Annotated in this window: 16 protein-coding genes; 7 read left to right on the top strand and 9 right to left on the bottom strand. The window is 74.7% G+C overall.

The annotated features are described in order from the left end of the window. The 7 genes from ACYU8I_RS11115 to ACYU8I_RS11145 all read right to left on the bottom strand — a co-directional run. Positions 1-973, bottom strand: a 973-nt coding sequence (locus ACYU8I_RS11115; RefSeq protein WP_460840641.1) for an AAA family ATPase, incomplete at its 3' end; no start/stop codon positions are given. Further along, on the bottom strand, positions 973-2,157 hold the full coding sequence (locus ACYU8I_RS11120) for an exonuclease SbcCD subunit D (protein ID WP_460840644.1): 1,185 nt from the start codon (positions 2,155-2,157) through the stop codon (positions 973-975). The genes ACYU8I_RS11115 and ACYU8I_RS11120, both read right to left, overlap by 1 nt. 55 nt (positions 2,158-2,212) lie before the next feature. Beyond that, the gene (locus ACYU8I_RS11125) at positions 2,213-3,043 is read right to left on the bottom strand and encodes a formate dehydrogenase accessory sulfurtransferase FdhD (RefSeq protein ID WP_460840646.1); all 831 of its coding nucleotides are present in this window, start codon (positions 3,041-3,043) and stop codon (positions 2,213-2,215) included. A gap of 34 nt (positions 3,044-3,077) precedes the next feature. Next, on the bottom strand, positions 3,078-3,767 hold the full coding sequence (locus ACYU8I_RS11130) for an NADPH-dependent F420 reductase (protein WP_460840648.1): 690 nt from the start codon (positions 3,765-3,767) through the stop codon (positions 3,078-3,080). 99 nt (positions 3,768-3,866) lie between these two features. Then, the gene (locus tag ACYU8I_RS11135; protein ID WP_460840652.1) at positions 3,867-4,880 is read right to left on the bottom strand and encodes an aldo/keto reductase family protein; all 1,014 of its coding nucleotides are present in this window, start codon (positions 4,878-4,880) and stop codon (positions 3,867-3,869) included. 30 nt (positions 4,881-4,910) lie between these two features. After that, the gene (locus tag ACYU8I_RS11140) at positions 4,911-5,636 is read right to left on the bottom strand and encodes a peptidylprolyl isomerase (protein WP_460840655.1); all 726 of its coding nucleotides are present in this window, start codon (positions 5,634-5,636) and stop codon (positions 4,911-4,913) included. Positions 5,637-5,667: 31 nt separating this feature from the next. Then, positions 5,668-6,504 carry an SDR family oxidoreductase gene (locus ACYU8I_RS11145; RefSeq protein WP_460840657.1) on the bottom strand — a complete coding sequence of 279 codons (837 nt, stop codon included), beginning with the start codon at positions 6,502-6,504 and terminating at the stop codon, positions 5,668-5,670. A gap of 308 nt (positions 6,505-6,812) precedes the next feature. Here ACYU8I_RS11145 and ACYU8I_RS11150 point away from each other — a divergent pair, with 308 nt between their 5' ends. Beyond that, the gene (locus tag ACYU8I_RS11150) at positions 6,813-7,457 is read left to right on the top strand and encodes an ANTAR domain-containing protein (protein WP_460840660.1); all 645 of its coding nucleotides are present in this window, start codon (positions 6,813-6,815) and stop codon (positions 7,455-7,457) included. Between the two features lie 9 nt (positions 7,458-7,466). Here the strand turns inward: ACYU8I_RS11150 and ACYU8I_RS11155 are convergent, their stop codons facing one another. Next, entirely contained in the window at positions 7,467-7,967 is a 501-nt protein-coding gene (locus ACYU8I_RS11155; RefSeq protein ID WP_460840662.1) for an MOSC domain-containing protein, read from the bottom strand. Between ACYU8I_RS11155 and ACYU8I_RS11160 the strand changes: the two genes are divergently transcribed. The 3 genes from ACYU8I_RS11160 to ACYU8I_RS11170 are packed head-to-tail and all read left to right on the top strand — an operon-like array spanning position 7,968 to position 9,891. Then, on the top strand, positions 7,968-8,519 hold the full coding sequence (locus ACYU8I_RS11160) for an isochorismatase family protein (RefSeq protein ID WP_460840663.1): 552 nt from the start codon (positions 7,968-7,970) through the stop codon (positions 8,517-8,519). Between the two features lie 29 nt (positions 8,520-8,548). After that, positions 8,549-9,037 carry a ribonuclease E activity regulator RraA gene (rraA, locus tag ACYU8I_RS11165; RefSeq protein WP_460840665.1) on the top strand — a complete coding sequence of 163 codons (489 nt, stop codon included), beginning with the start codon at positions 8,549-8,551 and terminating at the stop codon, positions 9,035-9,037. A gap of 32 nt (positions 9,038-9,069) precedes the next feature. Next, positions 9,070-9,891 carry a methyltransferase domain-containing protein gene (locus ACYU8I_RS11170; protein WP_460840667.1) on the top strand — a complete coding sequence of 274 codons (822 nt, stop codon included), beginning with the start codon at positions 9,070-9,072 and terminating at the stop codon, positions 9,889-9,891. Between the two features lie 7 nt (positions 9,892-9,898). Here the strand turns inward: ACYU8I_RS11170 and ACYU8I_RS11175 are convergent, their stop codons facing one another. Beyond that, positions 9,899-10,636: an SGNH/GDSL hydrolase family protein gene (locus ACYU8I_RS11175; RefSeq protein WP_460840668.1), complete on the bottom strand. Its 738-nt coding sequence runs from the start codon at positions 10,634-10,636 to the stop codon at positions 9,899-9,901. 97 nt (positions 10,637-10,733) lie between these two features. Between ACYU8I_RS11175 and ACYU8I_RS11180 the strand changes: the two genes are divergently transcribed. The 3 genes from ACYU8I_RS11180 to ACYU8I_RS11190 are packed head-to-tail and all read left to right on the top strand — an operon-like array spanning position 10,734 to position 16,415. Continuing rightward, entirely contained in the window at positions 10,734-11,432 is a 699-nt protein-coding gene (locus tag ACYU8I_RS11180) for a hypothetical protein (protein WP_460840671.1), read from the top strand. Beyond that, positions 11,429-12,997 (top strand): DNA polymerase Y family protein, encoded by a 1,569-nt coding sequence (locus ACYU8I_RS11185; protein WP_460840674.1) that lies wholly within the window; start codon positions 11,429-11,431, stop codon positions 12,995-12,997. The genes ACYU8I_RS11180 and ACYU8I_RS11185 overlap by 4 nt, the downstream gene beginning before the upstream one ends. Positions 12,998-13,007: 10 nt before the next feature. Beyond that, the gene (locus ACYU8I_RS11190; protein WP_460840678.1) at positions 13,008-16,415 is read left to right on the top strand and encodes an error-prone DNA polymerase; all 3,408 of its coding nucleotides are present in this window, start codon (positions 13,008-13,010) and stop codon (positions 16,413-16,415) included. Positions 16,416-16,433 lie beyond the last annotated feature (18 nt).

Here is a 16,433-nt window from a genome sequence, read left to right on the forward strand (position 1 = left end):
GGCCCCGGGCCAGGTCGGCGTCGTCGGCCGTCGCGTCGAGCTCGGCGAGCCGGCGCCGAGCCTGCGCGCCGTGCTGCTGCCGGCGCTGGAGCGTCTCCTCGTGCTCCAGGCGCGCGCGCAGCCCGGCCGTGACCTCGGCCGCCTCGGTCTCGCGGGCACGGGCGTCGCGCACGTCGCGGACGACCTGGGCCGCGCGATCCTCGACCCATTGGGCGAGCTCACCGGGGGCGAGGTCCTGCAGGACCTCGGTCGAGACGGCATCCCCGTGGGCGGCACCCTCGACGTCGGGTCGGGTGGGCAGGTCGACCCCGGTGGCCTCGCCCAGCCGGTCGAGGAGTGCCGCGCAGCGACCCAGCCGGTCGGAGGCCGCACGCTGCGCCTCGCGGCGTCGCTCGGCCAGCCACCGCTCGACGTCGTCGTAGCGGCGGGTGCGGAAGAGCCGCTTGAGCACGTCGTGCCGCTCGGCCGAGCTCGCGCGCAGGAACGTCTGGAACCGGCCCTGCGGCAGCATCGCCACCTGGGTGAACTGGCTGCCCGTCATGCCGAGCAGGTCGCCGACGAGCTGGCCGGTCTCGTCGAGCCGGGTGCTCACGGCCTGCCAGGCGCCGTCGCGGTGCTCCTCGGCGACCACGGCGGCCTGGATGCGCCGTGTGCCGGAGCCGCGGCGCTTGGGACGGTCCCACGCGGGGGAGCGCGACAGCCGCAGCCGCCGGTCGCCGACGCTGAAGGTGAGCACCACGCGCGGCTCGGCGTCGGGTGCGGCGTGGTCGCTGCGCAAGTGCCGGGCGCCACCGCGGTCGCCGGGGACCTCGCCGTACAGCGCGAAGCAGACGGCGTCGAGGACGCTGCTCTTGCCGGCCCCGGTGTCACCGGTGAGCAGGAACAGCCCGGCCGCGCCGAGGTCGTCGAAGTCGACACCGACCGTGCCGGCGAACGGGCCGAACGCGGTGATCTCGAGGTGGTGCAGCCGCATCAGCCGACCCCGTCCAGGGTCTGCGCGGTGTCGAGGTCACGCTCGACGGCGAGGTCGCGGTCGTCGGGACAGCACTCGAGGGCGCGACGCAGCAGCGCTGCCTCGTCGTCGGTGGCGCGGGAGCGCACGTGCTCGACGAAGTCGAGGGCGACCAGCTCGGCGGGCCGTCCGGTCGCCGACGGTCGGGCCGCGCGCTCGGAGTCGCCGCCGACGGGCTCGAAGCGCAGCGCGAGGGTGTGGGGGAAGCGGGTGCGGAGCCGGGCCATGGGCTCGGCGGGACGCTCGGCGTCGGTCAGGGTGACCTGCACCCAGGCCTGCTCGTGGGCGGCGTGGGCGGGGTCGACCAGCAGCTCCTCGAGCGTGCCGCGCAGCAGCGCGAGCTCGCGGGGCCGTGGCGCGGGGACGAGCTCGACGTCGCGGAGGCCCTCGGGGCCGAGGTCGACCAGCCAGGACCCCTTGGTGTGCCCGGCCTCGGAGAAGGAGTAGGCGACGGGGGAGCCGGAGTAGCGCACGGACTCAGAGAGGCGGGCCGGGGTGTGCAGGTGGCCGAGGGCGACGTAGTCGATGCCGTCGAAGGCCGACAGCGGGACGGCGCTCACCCCGCCCACGGCGATGTCGCGCTCGCTGTCGGAGGCCTGCCCGCCGGTGACGAAGGCGTGTGCCAGCACGACCGACCGCGTGCCCGGCCGGCTCGCGAGGTCGGTCCGGACCCGGCGCATGGCCTCGCCGAGGGCCGTCGCGTGACTGCGCGCCGGCAGCGCCCACGCGCTGCGCGCGACGTCGGGGTCGAGGTAGGGCAGGGCGTGGACGGCCACCGGGCCGTGCTCGTCGGCGAGGAGCACGGGCTCACCGACCCGCGTGAGGTCGGCTCGCACGTGAACACCTGCGACGTCGAGCAGGCGGCTGCCGAAGCCCAGGCGCCGGGCCGAGTCGTGGTTGCCGCTGGAGACCACGACGCGGGCGCCGGTCGCGGCCAGGGCGTGCAGGCCGCGGTCGGCCAGGGCGACGGCGTCGACGGGCGGCAGCGCCCGGTCGTAGACGTCGCCGGCGACGAGCACCGCGTCGACCTCGCGCTCGACCACCACCTCGACGAGGTGGTCGAGGAACGCCTGCTGCGCGGCCAGGAGGTCCTGGCCGTGGAACGACCGGCCGAGGTGCCAGTCGGAGGTGTGCAGCAGGCGCATGCCAGGAGGCTAGGAGCGACCTCCGACAGTTCTGCCCAGCACACGCCGCGACGGGTCAGGAGCGCAGCCGCTCCGCGCCGGCGTACGCCACGCAGCGTCCGGCCCGGGTGAACCCGACCAGCAGGAGTCCGGCCTCCTCGGCGAGCGACGCCGCCAGGGAGGTGGGCGCCCCCACGGCGACGACCGCGCTGATGCCGGAGACCACCGCCTTCTGCACCAGCTCGAAGCCGATCCGGCCGCTCAGGACCAGCACCGGCGGCACCGCGCCGCCGGTGAGCAGTCGTGACCCGACGACCTTGTCGACCGCGTTGTGGCGGCCGACGTCCTCGCGGACGACGACGGGCGCGCCGTCGGCCTCGAAGAGCCCCGCGGCGTGGATGCCGCCGGTGCGCTCGAAGCCCGGCTGCTGCTCGCGCAGCCGGTCGGGCAGCGCCAGCACGGTCGCGACGTCGAGCTCCACCGGCCGGGGAGGAGCGGTGCGGCCGAGCACGTCCTGCACGGTGTCGCTGCCGCAGACGCCGCAGGCGGAGCTCACCAGGCGCACCGCCGGCAGCGACAGCGCGGGGCGGGCGAGGTCGACGGTGACGACGTTGAACTCCTCGAGGTCGCCCAGGTCGCGGTCGGTGCAGTAGCGCACGCCGCGCAGGGAGGTCGGCTCCGTGACGCCCTCGTGCACCAGCCAGCCCGCCGCGAGCTCGAAGTCGTGGCCCGGGGTGCGCATGGTGAGGCCGACCCGCTGCGCGGGCGACCCGGGCCAGCCGACCCTGATCTCGAGCGGCTCCTCGGTGACGACACGGTCCTCGTGCTCGAGGCGCTGGCCGTCGCGCAGCTCGACGACGCGGGTGCGGACGCTGGGGCCGGGTCGGCGGGACCGGGTGCTCGTCACGCCCCGAACGTACCCACGACCCGCGCGGCTGCGCTCAGAGGTCGCGGTAGCGCCGTGCCCGGCCGAGGGCCTCGGACAGCTCGTCGCGGCCGACCACGCGCGGGTGGGCGAAGTCGCCGTCGGCGGCGTAGATGCCGGCGTACGCCGGGAGGTCGCGCTGGAAGCGCCACCCCTCGGCGAGCGGGCCCGCGTCGAGGGCGTCGTACCCGAGCCGGTCGATCAGCTCGACGGCCTCGACCTTGGCTGCGTCGTCGTCGCCCGCGATCGGCAGGGTCGTGCGCTCGGCGTCACCGGAGACCCGGGACAGCGAGCGCAGGTGCTCGAAGTAGATGTTGTTGAAGGCCTTGACGACGCGGGCCCCGTCGAGGTGGCGCTGCACCAGCTCCGAGGTCGTCGTCGACTCGTCGTCGAGCTCGACGACGTGTCCGTCGCGGTCGGGGTAGTAGTTGACGGTGTCGAGCACGACCTTCCCGGCGAAGGGCTCGGTCGCGAGGTCGCCGACCGCCCTCAGCGGGATGGTCACGACGACGGCGTCACCGGCCGCTGCCGCCTCGGCGGCGGTGGCTGCCCGCGCCCGCGGCCCCAGCTCGTCGACGAGGTCGGCGAGGGTCTCCGGTCCGCGGCTGTTGGCGAGGACGACGTCGAGGCCGGCACCGACCGCGAGGCGGGCCAGGGTGCTGCCGATGTTGCCGGAACCGACGAGGGCGAGGGTGGCGATGGTCATGGCGACGCAACGCGCACCGGCCGTCCCGTGTTCCGCGCCGCGAGGTGCGGTGGGCGGTTCCGGGACGGCCGGTGGCGTGCGTCGGGCCGGCGCCTCGTCTCAGACGGGTCGGGCCTGCGGCGCGCCCTCGGCCGTCTTGCCCGGGTCGCTCACGACGATGTCGCCCAGGGCGTCGTCGATGCGACGCATCACCTCGGTGTCGAGCCGGACGCCGGCGGCCTTGACGTTGTCGCTGACCTGCTCGGGTCGGGAGGCGCCGACGAGCGCCGCGGCGACGTTGTCGTTCTGCAGCACCCAGGCGACGGCCAGCTGAGCCATCGACAGGCCGAGGTCGTCGGCGATCGGCTCGAGGTCCTGCACCCGGCGCAGCGTCTCGTCGTTCATGAAGCGCGAGATCATCTGGGCACCACCGCCCTTCTCGTCGGTCGCGCGCGAGCCGGCGGGCAGCTCCTCGCCGGGCTTGTACTTGCCGGTGAGCACGCCCTGGGCGATCGGTGACCAGACGATCTGGGAGACGCCGAGCTCCTGGCAGGTGGGCACGACCTCGCCCTCGATGACGCGCCACAGCATGGAGTACTGCGGCTGCGAGGAGATCAGCTGGATGCCGAGCTGCTGGGCGAGCTCGTGGCCCGCGCGGATCTGCTCGGCGGTCCACTCGCTGACGCCGATGTAGAGCGCCTTGCCCTGCCGCACGACGTCGGCGAACGCCTGCATCGTCTCCTCGAGCGGGGTCTCGGTGTCGAAGCGGTGGGCCTGGTAGAGGTCGACGTAGTCGGTCCGCAGCCGGCCGAGCGAGCCGTTGATCGACTCCATGATGTGCTTGCGCGAGAGGCCGACGTCGTTCTTGCCCTTGGGACCGGTGGGCCAGTAGACCTTGGTGAAGATCTCGAGCGACTCGCGCCGCTCGCCCTGCAGTGCCTCGCCCAGCACCGTCTCGGCGGCGGTGTTGGCGTAGACGTCGGCGGTGTCGAAGGTGCTGATGCCCTCGTCGAGCGCGGCACGCACGCACTGCGTGGCGACGTCGTTCTCGACCTGCGAGCCGTGGGTGAGCCAGTTGCCGTAGGTGATCTCGGAGATCTTGAGGCCAGAGTTGCCGAGGTAGCGGAATTCCATGTCCTCGACCCTACGACCGGGCCGGTGCGGCTAGCCCGGGGTGGTGACGTCGGTGATGCGCACCGACGTGGCCGGGGCGACGCCGTCGGGTGCGGTGCCGGCCGCGGCCACGTCGCGCACGACCTGCAGGCCGGCGGCGCTCATCCGGCCGAAGACGGTGTAGGCGTTGCCCAGCACGCTGTCCTCGTGGACGAGGAAGAACTGCGAGCCGTTGCTGTCGGGCCCGGCATTGGCCATCGCGAGGGTGCCGGCGGGGTAGGTGCAGGCCTGCTTGCCGGTCGCGGGGTCGACCTGGTCGAGGCCGCAGTCGAGGCGGGGGTCGTCGGTGGTCAGCTCGTCGGCGAAGGAGTAGCCGGGCCCGCCGGTGCCCTCGCCGGTGGGGTCGCCGCACTGCAGCACGCTCAGCCCGCCACCACCGGTGAGCCGGTGGCACGGGGTGTCGTCGAAGTAGCCCTGGTCGGCCAGCGACAGGAAGCTGTCGACGGCGCACGGCGCAGCGTCGGGCTCGAGGCTGATCGGCACGTCACCCCGGTCGGTGACGATGGTCGCGCGGGTGGGCGCGTCGGGGTCCGGGTCGGGGTCCGGCTGATCGACCTCGCGGGCTGCGGGGCCGTCCGCGACGTAGCGACACTCGCCCGGCGGCTGGGTGCTGGGGGTCGCGGACGTCTCGTCGTCACCGCACCCGGTAAGGCCGAGCAGGGCGACGAGGGCGAGGAGGACGACGGGTCGACGCAGGGCGCGGCGCAGGGAGGACATCGGTCCGGATCGTAACGGCGGTGGAGGTCGCTCAGCGTCGACGGGGCGGTCGGGCGACGTCGAAGCGCCGGGCCAGCACGCGTTCCACCACCCGCTCCGGCAGCACGCGGCGCAGCGTCGTCGTGACCGGGGCCCCGCTGCCGACGGCGTACTCGGCGGCGGGCGGGTCGGCCTCGACCGCCTCGAGCACGGTGCGGGCGACGCGCTCCGGCGACACCCCCGTGCGCTCCGCGGCGTCGAGGCGGGCCAGCATCCGGCGCAGCGGCTGCTCGTACGGCGACCCGGGCGCGACGTGGACCGTGCGGCGGGCGCTGATGCCGGTCGCGGTGGACCCCGGCTCGACCGTCGTCAGCCACACGCCGTGCGGCGCCAGCTCCAGTCGCGCAGCGGTCGCGAAGCCCTTCAGCGCCGCCTTGCTCGCGACGTACGACGAGCGGTAGGCGAGCGGGAAGGTCGCGAGCAGCGAGCCCACCATGACGACGCGGCCGCGACCGCGGGCCCGCATGCCCGGCAGCAGGTGCTGCGTCAGCTGGACCGGTCCGACGACGTTGACGTCGAGCACGCGGCGCAGCGCGCCGAGGGGCAGCTCCTCCAGCGGCCCGCTCTGCGACTCGCCGGCGTTGTTGACCAGCACGTCGACGCCCAGGCCCTCGGCCGCCAGCGACGCGCAGAACCCGGGCACCGAACCCACGTCGGCGAGGTCGAGCGCACGCAGCGGCACGTCGTCGAGGCGTCGCTCGGCCGGGACGGCGTCGGGCCGTCGGCAGGTGCCGACGACGGCGTAGCCGCGGTCACGCAGCAGGGCGGCGGTCGCGAGGCCGATGCCGGAGGAGGCGCCGGTGACGAGGGCGAGGGGAGCGGGGGCCATGCCACGAGGCTAGGCAGGTGCCGGCGCGGATCCCTGCCCGCTGCGGCCCCGGAACGCCTAGAGTCGTCGTCGGTGGACCGGTCACGGCGACCGGCCGGAGGGAGCGTGGGTCGTGGTTCGCATCATCGTCATCGTGCTGGTGGTCCTGGTCGTCCTGTTCCTCGTCCGGGCACTGATGCGGCGCCGCTGACCCGCACCCGGGGCGTGCACCGGCTGGACTCGTGGGCCATGATGGGCGCGTGGCCGGCTCGCCGGGCACCGGTCCGGCAGCGAGGCCACTGCTGCCTCGCCGTACCCGAAGGGATGCCGTGACCCCATCGCACGACCGCGCCGACACGCCGAACTTCGCGCGCTGGCGCTACCTCTACGACCAGGAGCGCTGGGAGTTCTCGCCCGAGCTGCTCGTCCTGACCGACGTCGCGACCGAGGCCCCGACCGGCCTCGACGTCTTCTTCGCCGCGATGCCGATCGAGGAGGAGCGTGAGGCGCTGCGCGAGACCATGGACAGCGCGGTGCGCGAGCACACCAGCTTCGCCGCCCAGATCCGCCTCACCACGCGGTCCCGCGGGGAGGCCGTGTTCGCCCTGGTGGCCGACACCGTCTTCGACGCAGAGGGCCGCGCGGTCGAGCTGCGTGGCTTCACCACCGACGTGACCGAGGAGGTGCGGGTCGCCACCCGTGCTGCGGTCGACGCGGCCACCCGCCACCGTCGTGCGATCGAGCAGGTCAAGGGCGCCCTCATGGTCACCTACCGCATCGACGAAGTCACCGCCTTCGCCCTCCTGCGCCAGCAGTCCAACGCGCACAACATCAAGCTCAACCTGCTGGCCGAGCACGTCAGCCGCGCCATGGGTTCGGGCCTGCGCAGCGGCCAGGTGCCGATGATGGAGCTGCTCGAGGGCGTGGCACGTCGCCTCAGCACGGGCGCCGAGCCCACCCAGCTGACCAGCTGAGGCCGGCACCTAGCAGGCGTCGGCGGGCTCGACCAGCTCCACCCGGTCGCCCAGTCGGAGCGCACCGCCGGTGAGCACCCGCACCACCGAGCCGCCGCGTCGGCGCAGTGCCTCGTGGGCGCCCGGCCCGACGGTGTCCTCCATGATCCGGCAGGGGGCGGCGACCCGGACGACCTCCACCTCCAGCTCGCCGAGGCGCAGGCGCGTGCCCGGTCGCGTCGGCACCGCGCCGTGGCTGAGGGTGACGTTGCGCCGGGTGCTGCCCGGCTCGATGGTGCTGCCCCACGCCGCTCCCGCCGCCCGGAGGTCGGAGAGCGACTGCACCGTCAGGTGGCGGTGCCGGGCGTCCTCGTAGCGGTCGCCGGTGAAGCCGTGCCCGGACGCGGCGTACGCCTCCTCGACGGCCCGGGTGGGGAGCCGCCGGGCCTTGGCGAGGTGGATGGCCACCACCGTCGGAGGGACCGTCGGCGGGTCTTCCGGACTGTCGGGGGTCGGTGGCACCGTGCTCACATGACCACTCTGACCGACCGCCCCCAGACCGCGCTGCTCGTGGTCGACGTCCAGACCGGAGTCGTCGCGGGTGCCCCGCGTCGCGACGAGGTCGTCGCGACCATCGCCGGGCTCGTCGAGCGCGCCCGTGCCGGTTCCGTCCCGGTGGTGTGGGTGCAGCACTCCGCCGACGACCTGCCGCAGGGCTCCGAGCCCTGGGCGATCGTGCCGGAGCTGTCGCCGCGTGACGACGAGGCCGTGGTGCACAAGATCCACGGCGACTCCTTCGAGGCCACCGACCTCGAGGACGTGCTGGCCGAGCACCACGTGGGGCGGCTCGTCGTGGCCGGGGCGCAGAGCGACGCGTGCATCCGCTCCACCATCCACGGAGGCTTCGTCCGTGGCTACGACGTCACCCTGGTGGGCGACGCCCACACCACCGAGGACCTCACCGAGTGGGGGGCGCCGCCGCCGGAGCAGGTGATCGCGCACACCAACCTCTACTGGGGGTTCCAGTCCGGTCCCGGGCGCACGGCCGAGACGGTGTCCGCCGACGAGGTGAGCTTCGCCTGAGGGCCGCGGCGTGCGCCATGCTCTGGTGCATGAGCCAGATCCCCGCGACCGCCGACCTCGTCGACCAGCACGGCGACGCACTCCAGTCCTGCGACCTGCAGCTGCGCCAGTACGGTGCCCGGGCCACGTTCGGTGGCCGCATCGCCACCGTCCGCTGCCACCGTGACAACGCGCTCGTCAAGGCCGCGCTGGCCGAGCCGGGCCAGGGCCGCGTCCTGGTGGTCGACGGCGACGGGGCGCTCGAGTCGGCGCTGATGGGTGACCTCATCGCCGCGTCCGCGGTCGAGCACGGCTGGTCGGGCGTGGTGGTGCACGGGGCGGTGCGCGACGTGGCCGTGCTGCGGACCCTCGACCTGGGCGTCAAGGCCCTGGGCTCCAACCCTCGCAAGAGCGCGAAGGACGGCGCCGGCGAGCGCGAGGTGACGGTGTCGTTCGGCAGCGTCGACTTCGTCCCCGGGCGGTGGCTGGTGAGCGACGAGGACGGTGTGGTGGTGCTGCCCGACGGTGTCGGGCCGTGAGCCGGAGCGTGAGTCCGGGCGTGGGTCCGGGCGTGGGTCCGGGCCTGGGTCCGGGCGACCGCTACACCCACGGCCACGAGCAGGCCACCCTCGCCTCGCACGGCACCCGGTCTGCCGCGACCTCGGCGGCCTACCTCCTGCCCGAGCTGCGCCCCGGCGACCGGCTCCTCGACGTCGGCTGCGGTCCGGGCACCGTGACCCTCGACCTCGCGGACGCGGTCGCCCCGGGAGGGCAGGTCGTCGGGGTGGAGCCCGTCGAGGCGCCCCTGCAGGCCGCCCGGGCGGAGGCACGGCGCCGGGGCGACGTCACGACCCGCTTCGAGCGCGGTGACGTGATGGCGCTGCCGCACGACGACGGCAGCGTCGACGTCGTGCACGCCCACCAGGTGCTGCAGCACCTGAGCGATCCCATCGGTGCGCTGCGTGAGATGGCCCGCGTGTGCCGACCGGGCGGACTGGTGGCCGTCCGCGACGCCGACTACGCCGCCATGTCGTGGCACCCGCAGCCGGAGGGGCTGGACGAGTGGCGGCGCACCTACCGCGCCGTGGCCCGGGCCAACGGTGCCGAGCCCGACGCCGCGCGCCACCTGCGCGGGTGGGCGGCGGCGGCCGGCCTGAGCGACGTGAGGTTCTCGACGTCGACCTGGTTGTACGCCGACCCGGCCTCGTGCCGGTGGTGGGGCGAGAGCCAGGCCGAGCGCTACAGCGGGGAGGTCTTCGTCGGCCAGGCGCGCGAGCACGGCCTCGACGACGGAGGCCAGCGCATCGCTGCTGCGTGGCGGGAGTGGGGCGCGCACCCGGAGGCGTGGTTCGTCGTCGTGCACGGCGAGCTGCTCGCCCGGGTCCAGCCCTGATGCCCGGCTAGGTCTGCTGCTCCAGCTCGCGCAGCACGTCGACCAGCACCGGCTCGAAGGCGTCGGCCATGGCGGCGTACCCGGCGTCGTTGGGGTGGAAGAAGTCGGCGGCGAGACGACCGCGCCAGCTGTCGGGCCCGGAGGTCCGCAGGTCGACCGTGCGCAGCCGCCCCTCGGCCACGGCGGCGTCGATCGCCGCGTTGGCCAGGCGGGCGGGCTCCGGGGGCTGGGGGAGCGTGGCGACGACGGCGCCGGAGGGCAGCCGGGAGACCAGCCGGCCCATGGCGTCCGGGAGCGCCCTGCTGCGGGCGCGGCCACCGAACAGGTCGTTGGACCCGACCAGCACCGTCACCAGGTCGGGGGCGACGACGGCCGGGGGAAGACGCTCCAGGACGGGCAGCTGCTGGTCGAGGACGTCGGCCACCCGGGCGCCGGTGGCGGAGAGGTTGACGACGGCGAGCGGGTGGCCCCGGGCGGACAGCCGTTCGTGCAGCACGCCCACCAGGCCGGCGTCGGGGCCCGACGCCCCGACGCCCTGGGAGAGGGAGTCTCCCAGCACGACCCATCGACGCGTGGTCTGGGCGCCGGCGAGCAGCGCGAGGTTGCGGCGGTGCCAGGACGCGGCGTAGGGCTCGGCCTGGGCACGCACCCGCGCGACGCCCGGCAGCACCCGGCCGAGCGCCCGCACGAACCGCCCGGTCGGACGACCGGTGCGGTTGTCGTAGCCCTGCAGGGGGTCGTGCACGTCGCGCATACTGTCAGTGACCGGCGACAGCATGGTCGTGCGGGCAGGGTGTGGGAACCACTTGACGGCGATCGAACATGTGTTCGATCATCTCGGGGTGAGTCCCCGCCCCGGCGTCGCCGTCCCCGACCTGCAGCAGCTGCGGGACCGGGTGCGGACGCTGGAGCGGCCCACCCCGGGCGTCGAGCTGGCCCGTGGTCGCAGCGTCGCGGCGCTGCCCGTGCTGCGCGGCGGCAGCAGCGTCGAGGTCTCCGACCTGGGCCTCGCGATGGCCCTGCTCGGCGGTCCGACGTCGGCCGGCAGCTGGTGCGCCGTCGTCGGCGTGCCCGACTTCGGCGCCGAGGCCGCAGCCGGTCTCGGCGTCGACCTGGCGCGCGTCGTGCTCGTCCCCCGACCGGCGGAGCAGTGGCTGGAGGTGGTCGCGGCGCTCGTCGACGTGGTGTCGCTCGTGCTGCTGCGACCGCCGGAGCGGGTCTCCGACGGCACGGCGGCCAGGTTGTCCGCCCGGCTGCGGCGTCGCGACGCGGTCCTGCTGGTGCAGGGGGAGTCCGGTGCGTGGCCGCGCTGCGAGCTGCGCCTGCGCACCACCCGCACCGCGTGGTCGGGCGTGGGGGAGGGGCACGGGCGGCTGCGCGTGCGCGACCTCGAGGTGCAGGTGCGCGAGGGTGCGCGGCCGCCGCGTCTCGTCCCGGTGCGGCTCGGCCCGGCCGGGCCACTCGTGACGGGCTCCCGTGACGCCGTCGACACCACCGCGGCACGGGGTCCCGGCCACGACCAGGTGTGGGAGGCGGGGTGACGTCGACGCAGGCGCTCGGCCCAGCCGACCAGCGCGTCCTCGTGGTGTGGTGTCCCGACTGGCCCGTGACCGCGGCCTCCGTCGAGTCGGGCGTCCCCGAGAGAGCGCCCGCCGCGGTGGTGCACGCCAACGTGGTGCAGTCGTGCAACGCGCCCGCGCGGGCCGACGGGGTGCGTCGGGGCATGCGGCGACGCGATGCGCAGGCGCGTTGCCCCGACCTCGCGGTGCTGCCGGCGTCCTCCGACCGTGACGAGCGCGCCTTCGAGGAGGTACTGAGCGCCATCGAGGAGGTCGGCCCCGGCGTCGCCCCGCTGCGGCCGGGACTCGTGGCGCTGCGCGCCCCGGGGCGCTACTACGGGGGCGAGGAGCAGGCGGCGGCGGTGCTGGCCGAGCGGTTGGTGGGTCGCGGTGTGTGGGACAACCGCTCCGGCATCGCCGACGAGCTGTTCACCGCCGAGCACGCCGCGCGCCGCTCCGCGGTGCAGGAGAGCACGGTGATCCCTCGGGGCGGCTCGGTGCCCTTCCTTCGCACGCTGCCAGTCGAGGTGCTCGACGACCCGGAGACCGTGAGCCTGCTGCGCCGTCTGGGGCTGCGCTCGCTGGGAGACCTCGCCAGCCTCCGACGCCACGAGGTGCGCGACCGGTTCGGGGCGCACGCCGCCTGGGTGCACCAGGTGGTCGGTGGCGAGGGCTCGGTGCACCTGGGGGCACGCACCCCACCGCCCGACCTGGCCCGTCACGTCGACTTCGAGCCGCCGCTCGACTCCGCCGAGACCATCGTCTTCAGCCTCCGGCGCACGGCCGAGGCCTTCGTGGCCGCGGTGGCCGCCCACGGCCTGGTGTGCACCGAGCTGCTCGTCGAGGCACGGTGCGAGGGCCAGCACCCCGACGACGAGCCGGCGTCGTCACGTGCGTGGCTGCACCCGCGGTTCTTCACCGCCGCCGACGTCATCGACCGGGTGCGTTGGCAGCTGCAGGGCGACTTCCGCTCCGGCGAGCTCGGCGCCCCCGTCGACAGGGTCCGGCTGGTGCCGCTCACCGTCGTCCCCGACGCCGCGCACGCCGACGCCCTGTGGGGCGGCACCGACGAGCAGGTCGCCCACGGGCTCGCCCGGGTGCAGGGCATGGTCGGTCACGACGGCGTCGTCGTCCCGGTTCTGCAGGGAGGCCGCAGCCCCGCCGACCGGCAGGCCTGGGTGCCCTGGGGCGAGCGACCCCGCGACCTGCGTCCGCCCGAGCTCCCGTGGCCCGGGTCGCTCCCGGCCCCCGCGCCCACCCGTGTGCTGCGCCCGCCCCAGTCCTGCCAGGTGGTCGACGGCACGCAGCGTCTGCTGGCCCTCGACGACCGCGGTGTGCTGTCGGGTCAGCCCGCCAGGTTCCGACCCCTGGTCGGCGAGGCGTGGCAGCCTGTCGCCGCCTGGGCCGGCCCCTGGCCGGTCGAGGAGCTCTGGTGGGAGGAGGCCCCCCGCCGGGTGGCCCGGTTCCAGGTGGTCGGCGTCGACGGACGCGCTTGGCTGCTGGTCCTCGACGACGGCACCTGGTGGACCGAGGCGGCGTACGACTGATGGACCGCTGATGGGGTGGCACAACCCCGACGAGATGTCGTGGCGCGAGCTCGAGGCACGGTTGTCGGGCCGCGTCCGCGAGATCACGATGCTGGAGCACGAGGCGCCGATCTCGCGGCGCCGCGCGCGCACCGAGCCGGGCCCGGTCGCGGGCCCCGGTGGGCCGGTCGTGCCGTACGCCGAGCTGCACTGCCACAGCAGCTTCAGCTTCCTCGACGGCGCCAGCGGCCCCGACGCCCTGGTGCGCGAGGCGGTGCGCCTGGGGCTCGACGCGCTCGCGGTGACCGACCACGACGGGCTCTACGCCGCCCCGCTGCTGGCCGAGAGCGCGACCACCCACGGCCTGGCCACCGTGTTCGGCGCCGAGCTGTCCCTGGGCCTGCGCTCGCCGCAGCTGGGGATGCCCGACCCCGAGGGCAGCCACCTGCTCGTGCTGGCCCGGGGGGTCGAGGGCTACCACCGCCTGGCCGGCGCCATCACCCACGCGCAGCTGCGCGGCGACCAGAAGGGCCGGCCGGTCTACGACCTCGACGAGCTGGCGGAGCAGGGCCGGGACCACTGGGTCGTGCTGACGGGGTGCCGCAAGGGCGCGGTCCGTCAGGCGCTCGTCACACGTGGTCCGCAGGCGGCCGCCGAGGCGGTCGACGGCCTCGTACGTCGCTTCGGCCGCGACCACGTGGTGGTCGAGCTCACCGACCACGGGCTCCCGCTCGACACCGAGCACGACGACCTGCTGGCCCGGATCGCCGCCGAGCGAGGTCTTCCCGTGGTCGCGACCAACAACGTGCACCACGCCCGGCCCGAGGGCCACCGCCTGGCCTCGGCCATGGCGGCTGTGCGGGCCCGTCGCAGCCTCCCCGAGATGGACGGCTGGCTGCGTCCCTCGGGGGCGGCGTGCCTGCGCTCGGGCGAGGAGATGGCCGCCCGGTTCGCCCGGCACCCCGACGCGGTGCCGCGCTCGGTGGTGCTCGCCCGCGAGCTGGCCTTCGACCTGCGGGCGGCCACCCCCCGGCTCCCCAAGGACGGCATCCCCGAGGGCCACACCGCGACGACCTGGCTGCGCGAGCTCACCGAGCAGGGCTTCGCGCAGCGCTACGCCGGAACGCCGCAGGAGTCCGACGCGCGCGAGAAGGTCGAGCACGAGCTCGACGTGATCGCCCGCAAGGACTTCGCGGGCTACTTCGTCATCGTGCACGACATCGTCGCCTTCGCCCGCTCCCGCGGCATCCTGTGCCAGGGGCGGGGCAGCGCCGCGGCCTCCGCCGTCTGCTTCGCCCTCGGCATCACCGCCATCGACCCGGTCTTCTACCGGCTGCCCTTCGAGCGGTTCCTCTCCGAGCACCGCGACGAGGAGCCCGACATCGACGTCGACTTCGACTCCGACCGTCGCGAGGAGGTGATCCAGTGGGTCTACGACCGCTACGGCCGGCGCAACGCCGCCCAGGTCGCCAACGTCATCGCCTACCGGCCCAAGATGGCGGTGCGTGACGCGGCCAAGGCGCTGGGCCACGCCCCCGGGCAGCAGGACGCCTGGTCCAAGCAGGTCACCTCCTGGACCGAGGTCCGGGGCGAGACCACCGAGGGCTCCGTGCCCGAGCCCGTCCTGGCGCTGGCCGAGCAGCTGCTCGGCCAGCCCCGACACCTCGGCATCCACTCCGGCGGCATGGTGCTGACCGAGCGCCCCATCGGCGAGGTCTGCCCGATCGAGCGGGCCCGGATGGACAAGCGCACGGTGCTGCAGTGGGACAAGGACGCCTGCGAGTCGATGGGCCTGGTGAAGTTCGACCTGCTCGGCCTCGGCATGCTCAGCGCGCTCGACCACATGTGTCACATCGCCGCCGAGCACCTGGGGGAGCGGTGGGAGCTGGCCACCATCCCCAAGGAGGAGCCCGCCGTCTTCGACATGCTGTGCCGTGGCGACTCCGTCGGGGTCTTCCAGGTCGAGAGCCGGGCCCAGATCGGCACCCTGCCCCGGCTGCAGCCGCGCTCCTTCTACGACCTCGCGATCGAGATCGCCCTGATCCGTCCCGGCCCGATCCAGGGCGGGGCGGTGCACCCCTACATCCGGCGGGCCACGGGTCGTGAGGAGGTGACCTACCCCCACCCCGACCTCGAGCCGGTGCTGGCGCGGACACTCGGGGTCCCGCTCTTCCAGGAGCAGCTGATGGACATGGCCCGGGCGATAGGCGACTGCACCGCCGACGAGTCAGACCTGCTGCGCCGCGCCATGGGGTCCAAGCGCGGGGTCGAGCGCATCGAGAGCATCAAGGACAAGCTCTTCGCCGGCATGCGTCGTCGCGGCATCGTCGGCGCCGACGCCGAGTCGATCTACACCAAGATCCTGTCCTTCGCGAACTTCGGCTTCGCCGAGAGCCACTCGTTGTCCTTCGCCAAGCTCGTCTACGCCAGCTCGTGGTTCAAGCTGCACCACCCCGGAGCGTTCCTCGCCGCCCTGCTGCGCGCCCAACCGATGGGGTTCTACTCGGCACAGTCGCTCGTGGGCGACGCCCGCAGGCACGACGTGACGGTCCTCGGGCCCGACCTGGCCGCCTCGCGCGCCCGGGCCGACCTCGAGGCCCTGCCCGGAGTCACGCCTCGCGCGGGCGGTCTCGCGGCCTGCCTCGACGACCACACGGAGCGCACCCGCTTCGTCCAGGGCACCCCCGACCCCACCCCGGCGCACCGGCGCGACGCGGCGTACGCCGTGCGGCTGGGTCTCGACTCGGTGCGCGGCATCGGCGCCGAGGTCGCCCAGCGCATCGTCACGGCCCGGGAGGAGCGACCGTTCAGCGACACCGCCGACCTGTCGCGCCGTGCCGCGCTCGACGTGCGACAGCTCGAGGCGCTGGCCACGGCGGGGGTCTTCGCCAGCGCGGGGCTCTCGCGGCGACGGGCGCTGTGGGCCGCGGGGTGGACCGAGCGCGACGACCAGATCGAGGGCCTGCAGCTGGGCGGAGCACCCCCCGAGCTGCCCGAGATGGACGCCGTCGAGGAGACGCTCGCCGACCTGTGGGCGACCGGCACCACGCCCGGCGGCCACCCGTTCCAGCACCTGCGCGAGCAGCTGCGCGTAGCCGGCGTGCTCAGCGTGGCCGACCTCGCCACCCACGAGTCGGGGCGACGGGTCAGCGTCGCCGGCCTCGTGACCCACCGCCAGCGGCCCGGCACCGCCGGCGGCACCACCTTCCTTAACCTCGAGGACGAGACCGGCATGCTCAACGTCGTCTGCAGCGTGGGGGTGTGGCGTCGGCACCGCAGCGTCGCGGCGTCGGCCGCCGGGCTCGTCGTGCGCGGCATCCTCGAGCGGGAGGACGGTGTCATCAACCTCGTCGCCGACCGCCTCGGCCCGCTCGAGCAGCACCACCCCGAGGCCGCCCGAGCCCTCAAGGCGCGGCACCGGTCGCGCGACTTCCGGTGACAGATTGTGTAACAATCA

Source organism: Nocardioides marmoraquaticus (assembly GCF_054777915.1).

Bases quoted from the DNA above. Each gene is read 5' to 3' on its own strand.
- ACYU8I_RS11145 (WP_460840657.1), bottom strand. From the start codon at position 6,504: ATGGCCCCCGCTCCCCTCGCCCTCGTCACCGGCGCCTCCTCCGGCATC.
- ACYU8I_RS11120 (WP_460840644.1), bottom strand. From the start codon at position 2,157: ATGCGCCTGCTGCACACCTCCGACTGGCACCTCGGCCGGTCGTTCCAC.
- ACYU8I_RS11140 (WP_460840655.1), bottom strand. From the start codon at position 5,636: ATGTCCTCCCTGCGCCGCGCCCTGCGTCGACCCGTCGTCCTCCTCGCC.
- ACYU8I_RS11190 (WP_460840678.1), top strand. From the start codon at position 13,008: ATGGGGTGGCACAACCCCGACGAGATGTCGTGGCGCGAGCTCGAGGCA.
- rraA (WP_460840665.1), top strand. From the start codon at position 8,549: ATGAGCCAGATCCCCGCGACCGCCGACCTCGTCGACCAGCACGGCGAC.
- ACYU8I_RS11160 (WP_460840663.1), top strand. From the start codon at position 7,968: ATGACCACTCTGACCGACCGCCCCCAGACCGCGCTGCTCGTGGTCGAC.
- ACYU8I_RS11130 (WP_460840648.1), bottom strand. From the start codon at position 3,767: ATGACCATCGCCACCCTCGCCCTCGTCGGTTCCGGCAACATCGGCAGC.
- ACYU8I_RS11135 (WP_460840652.1), bottom strand. From the start codon at position 4,880: ATGGAATTCCGCTACCTCGGCAACTCTGGCCTCAAGATCTCCGAGATC.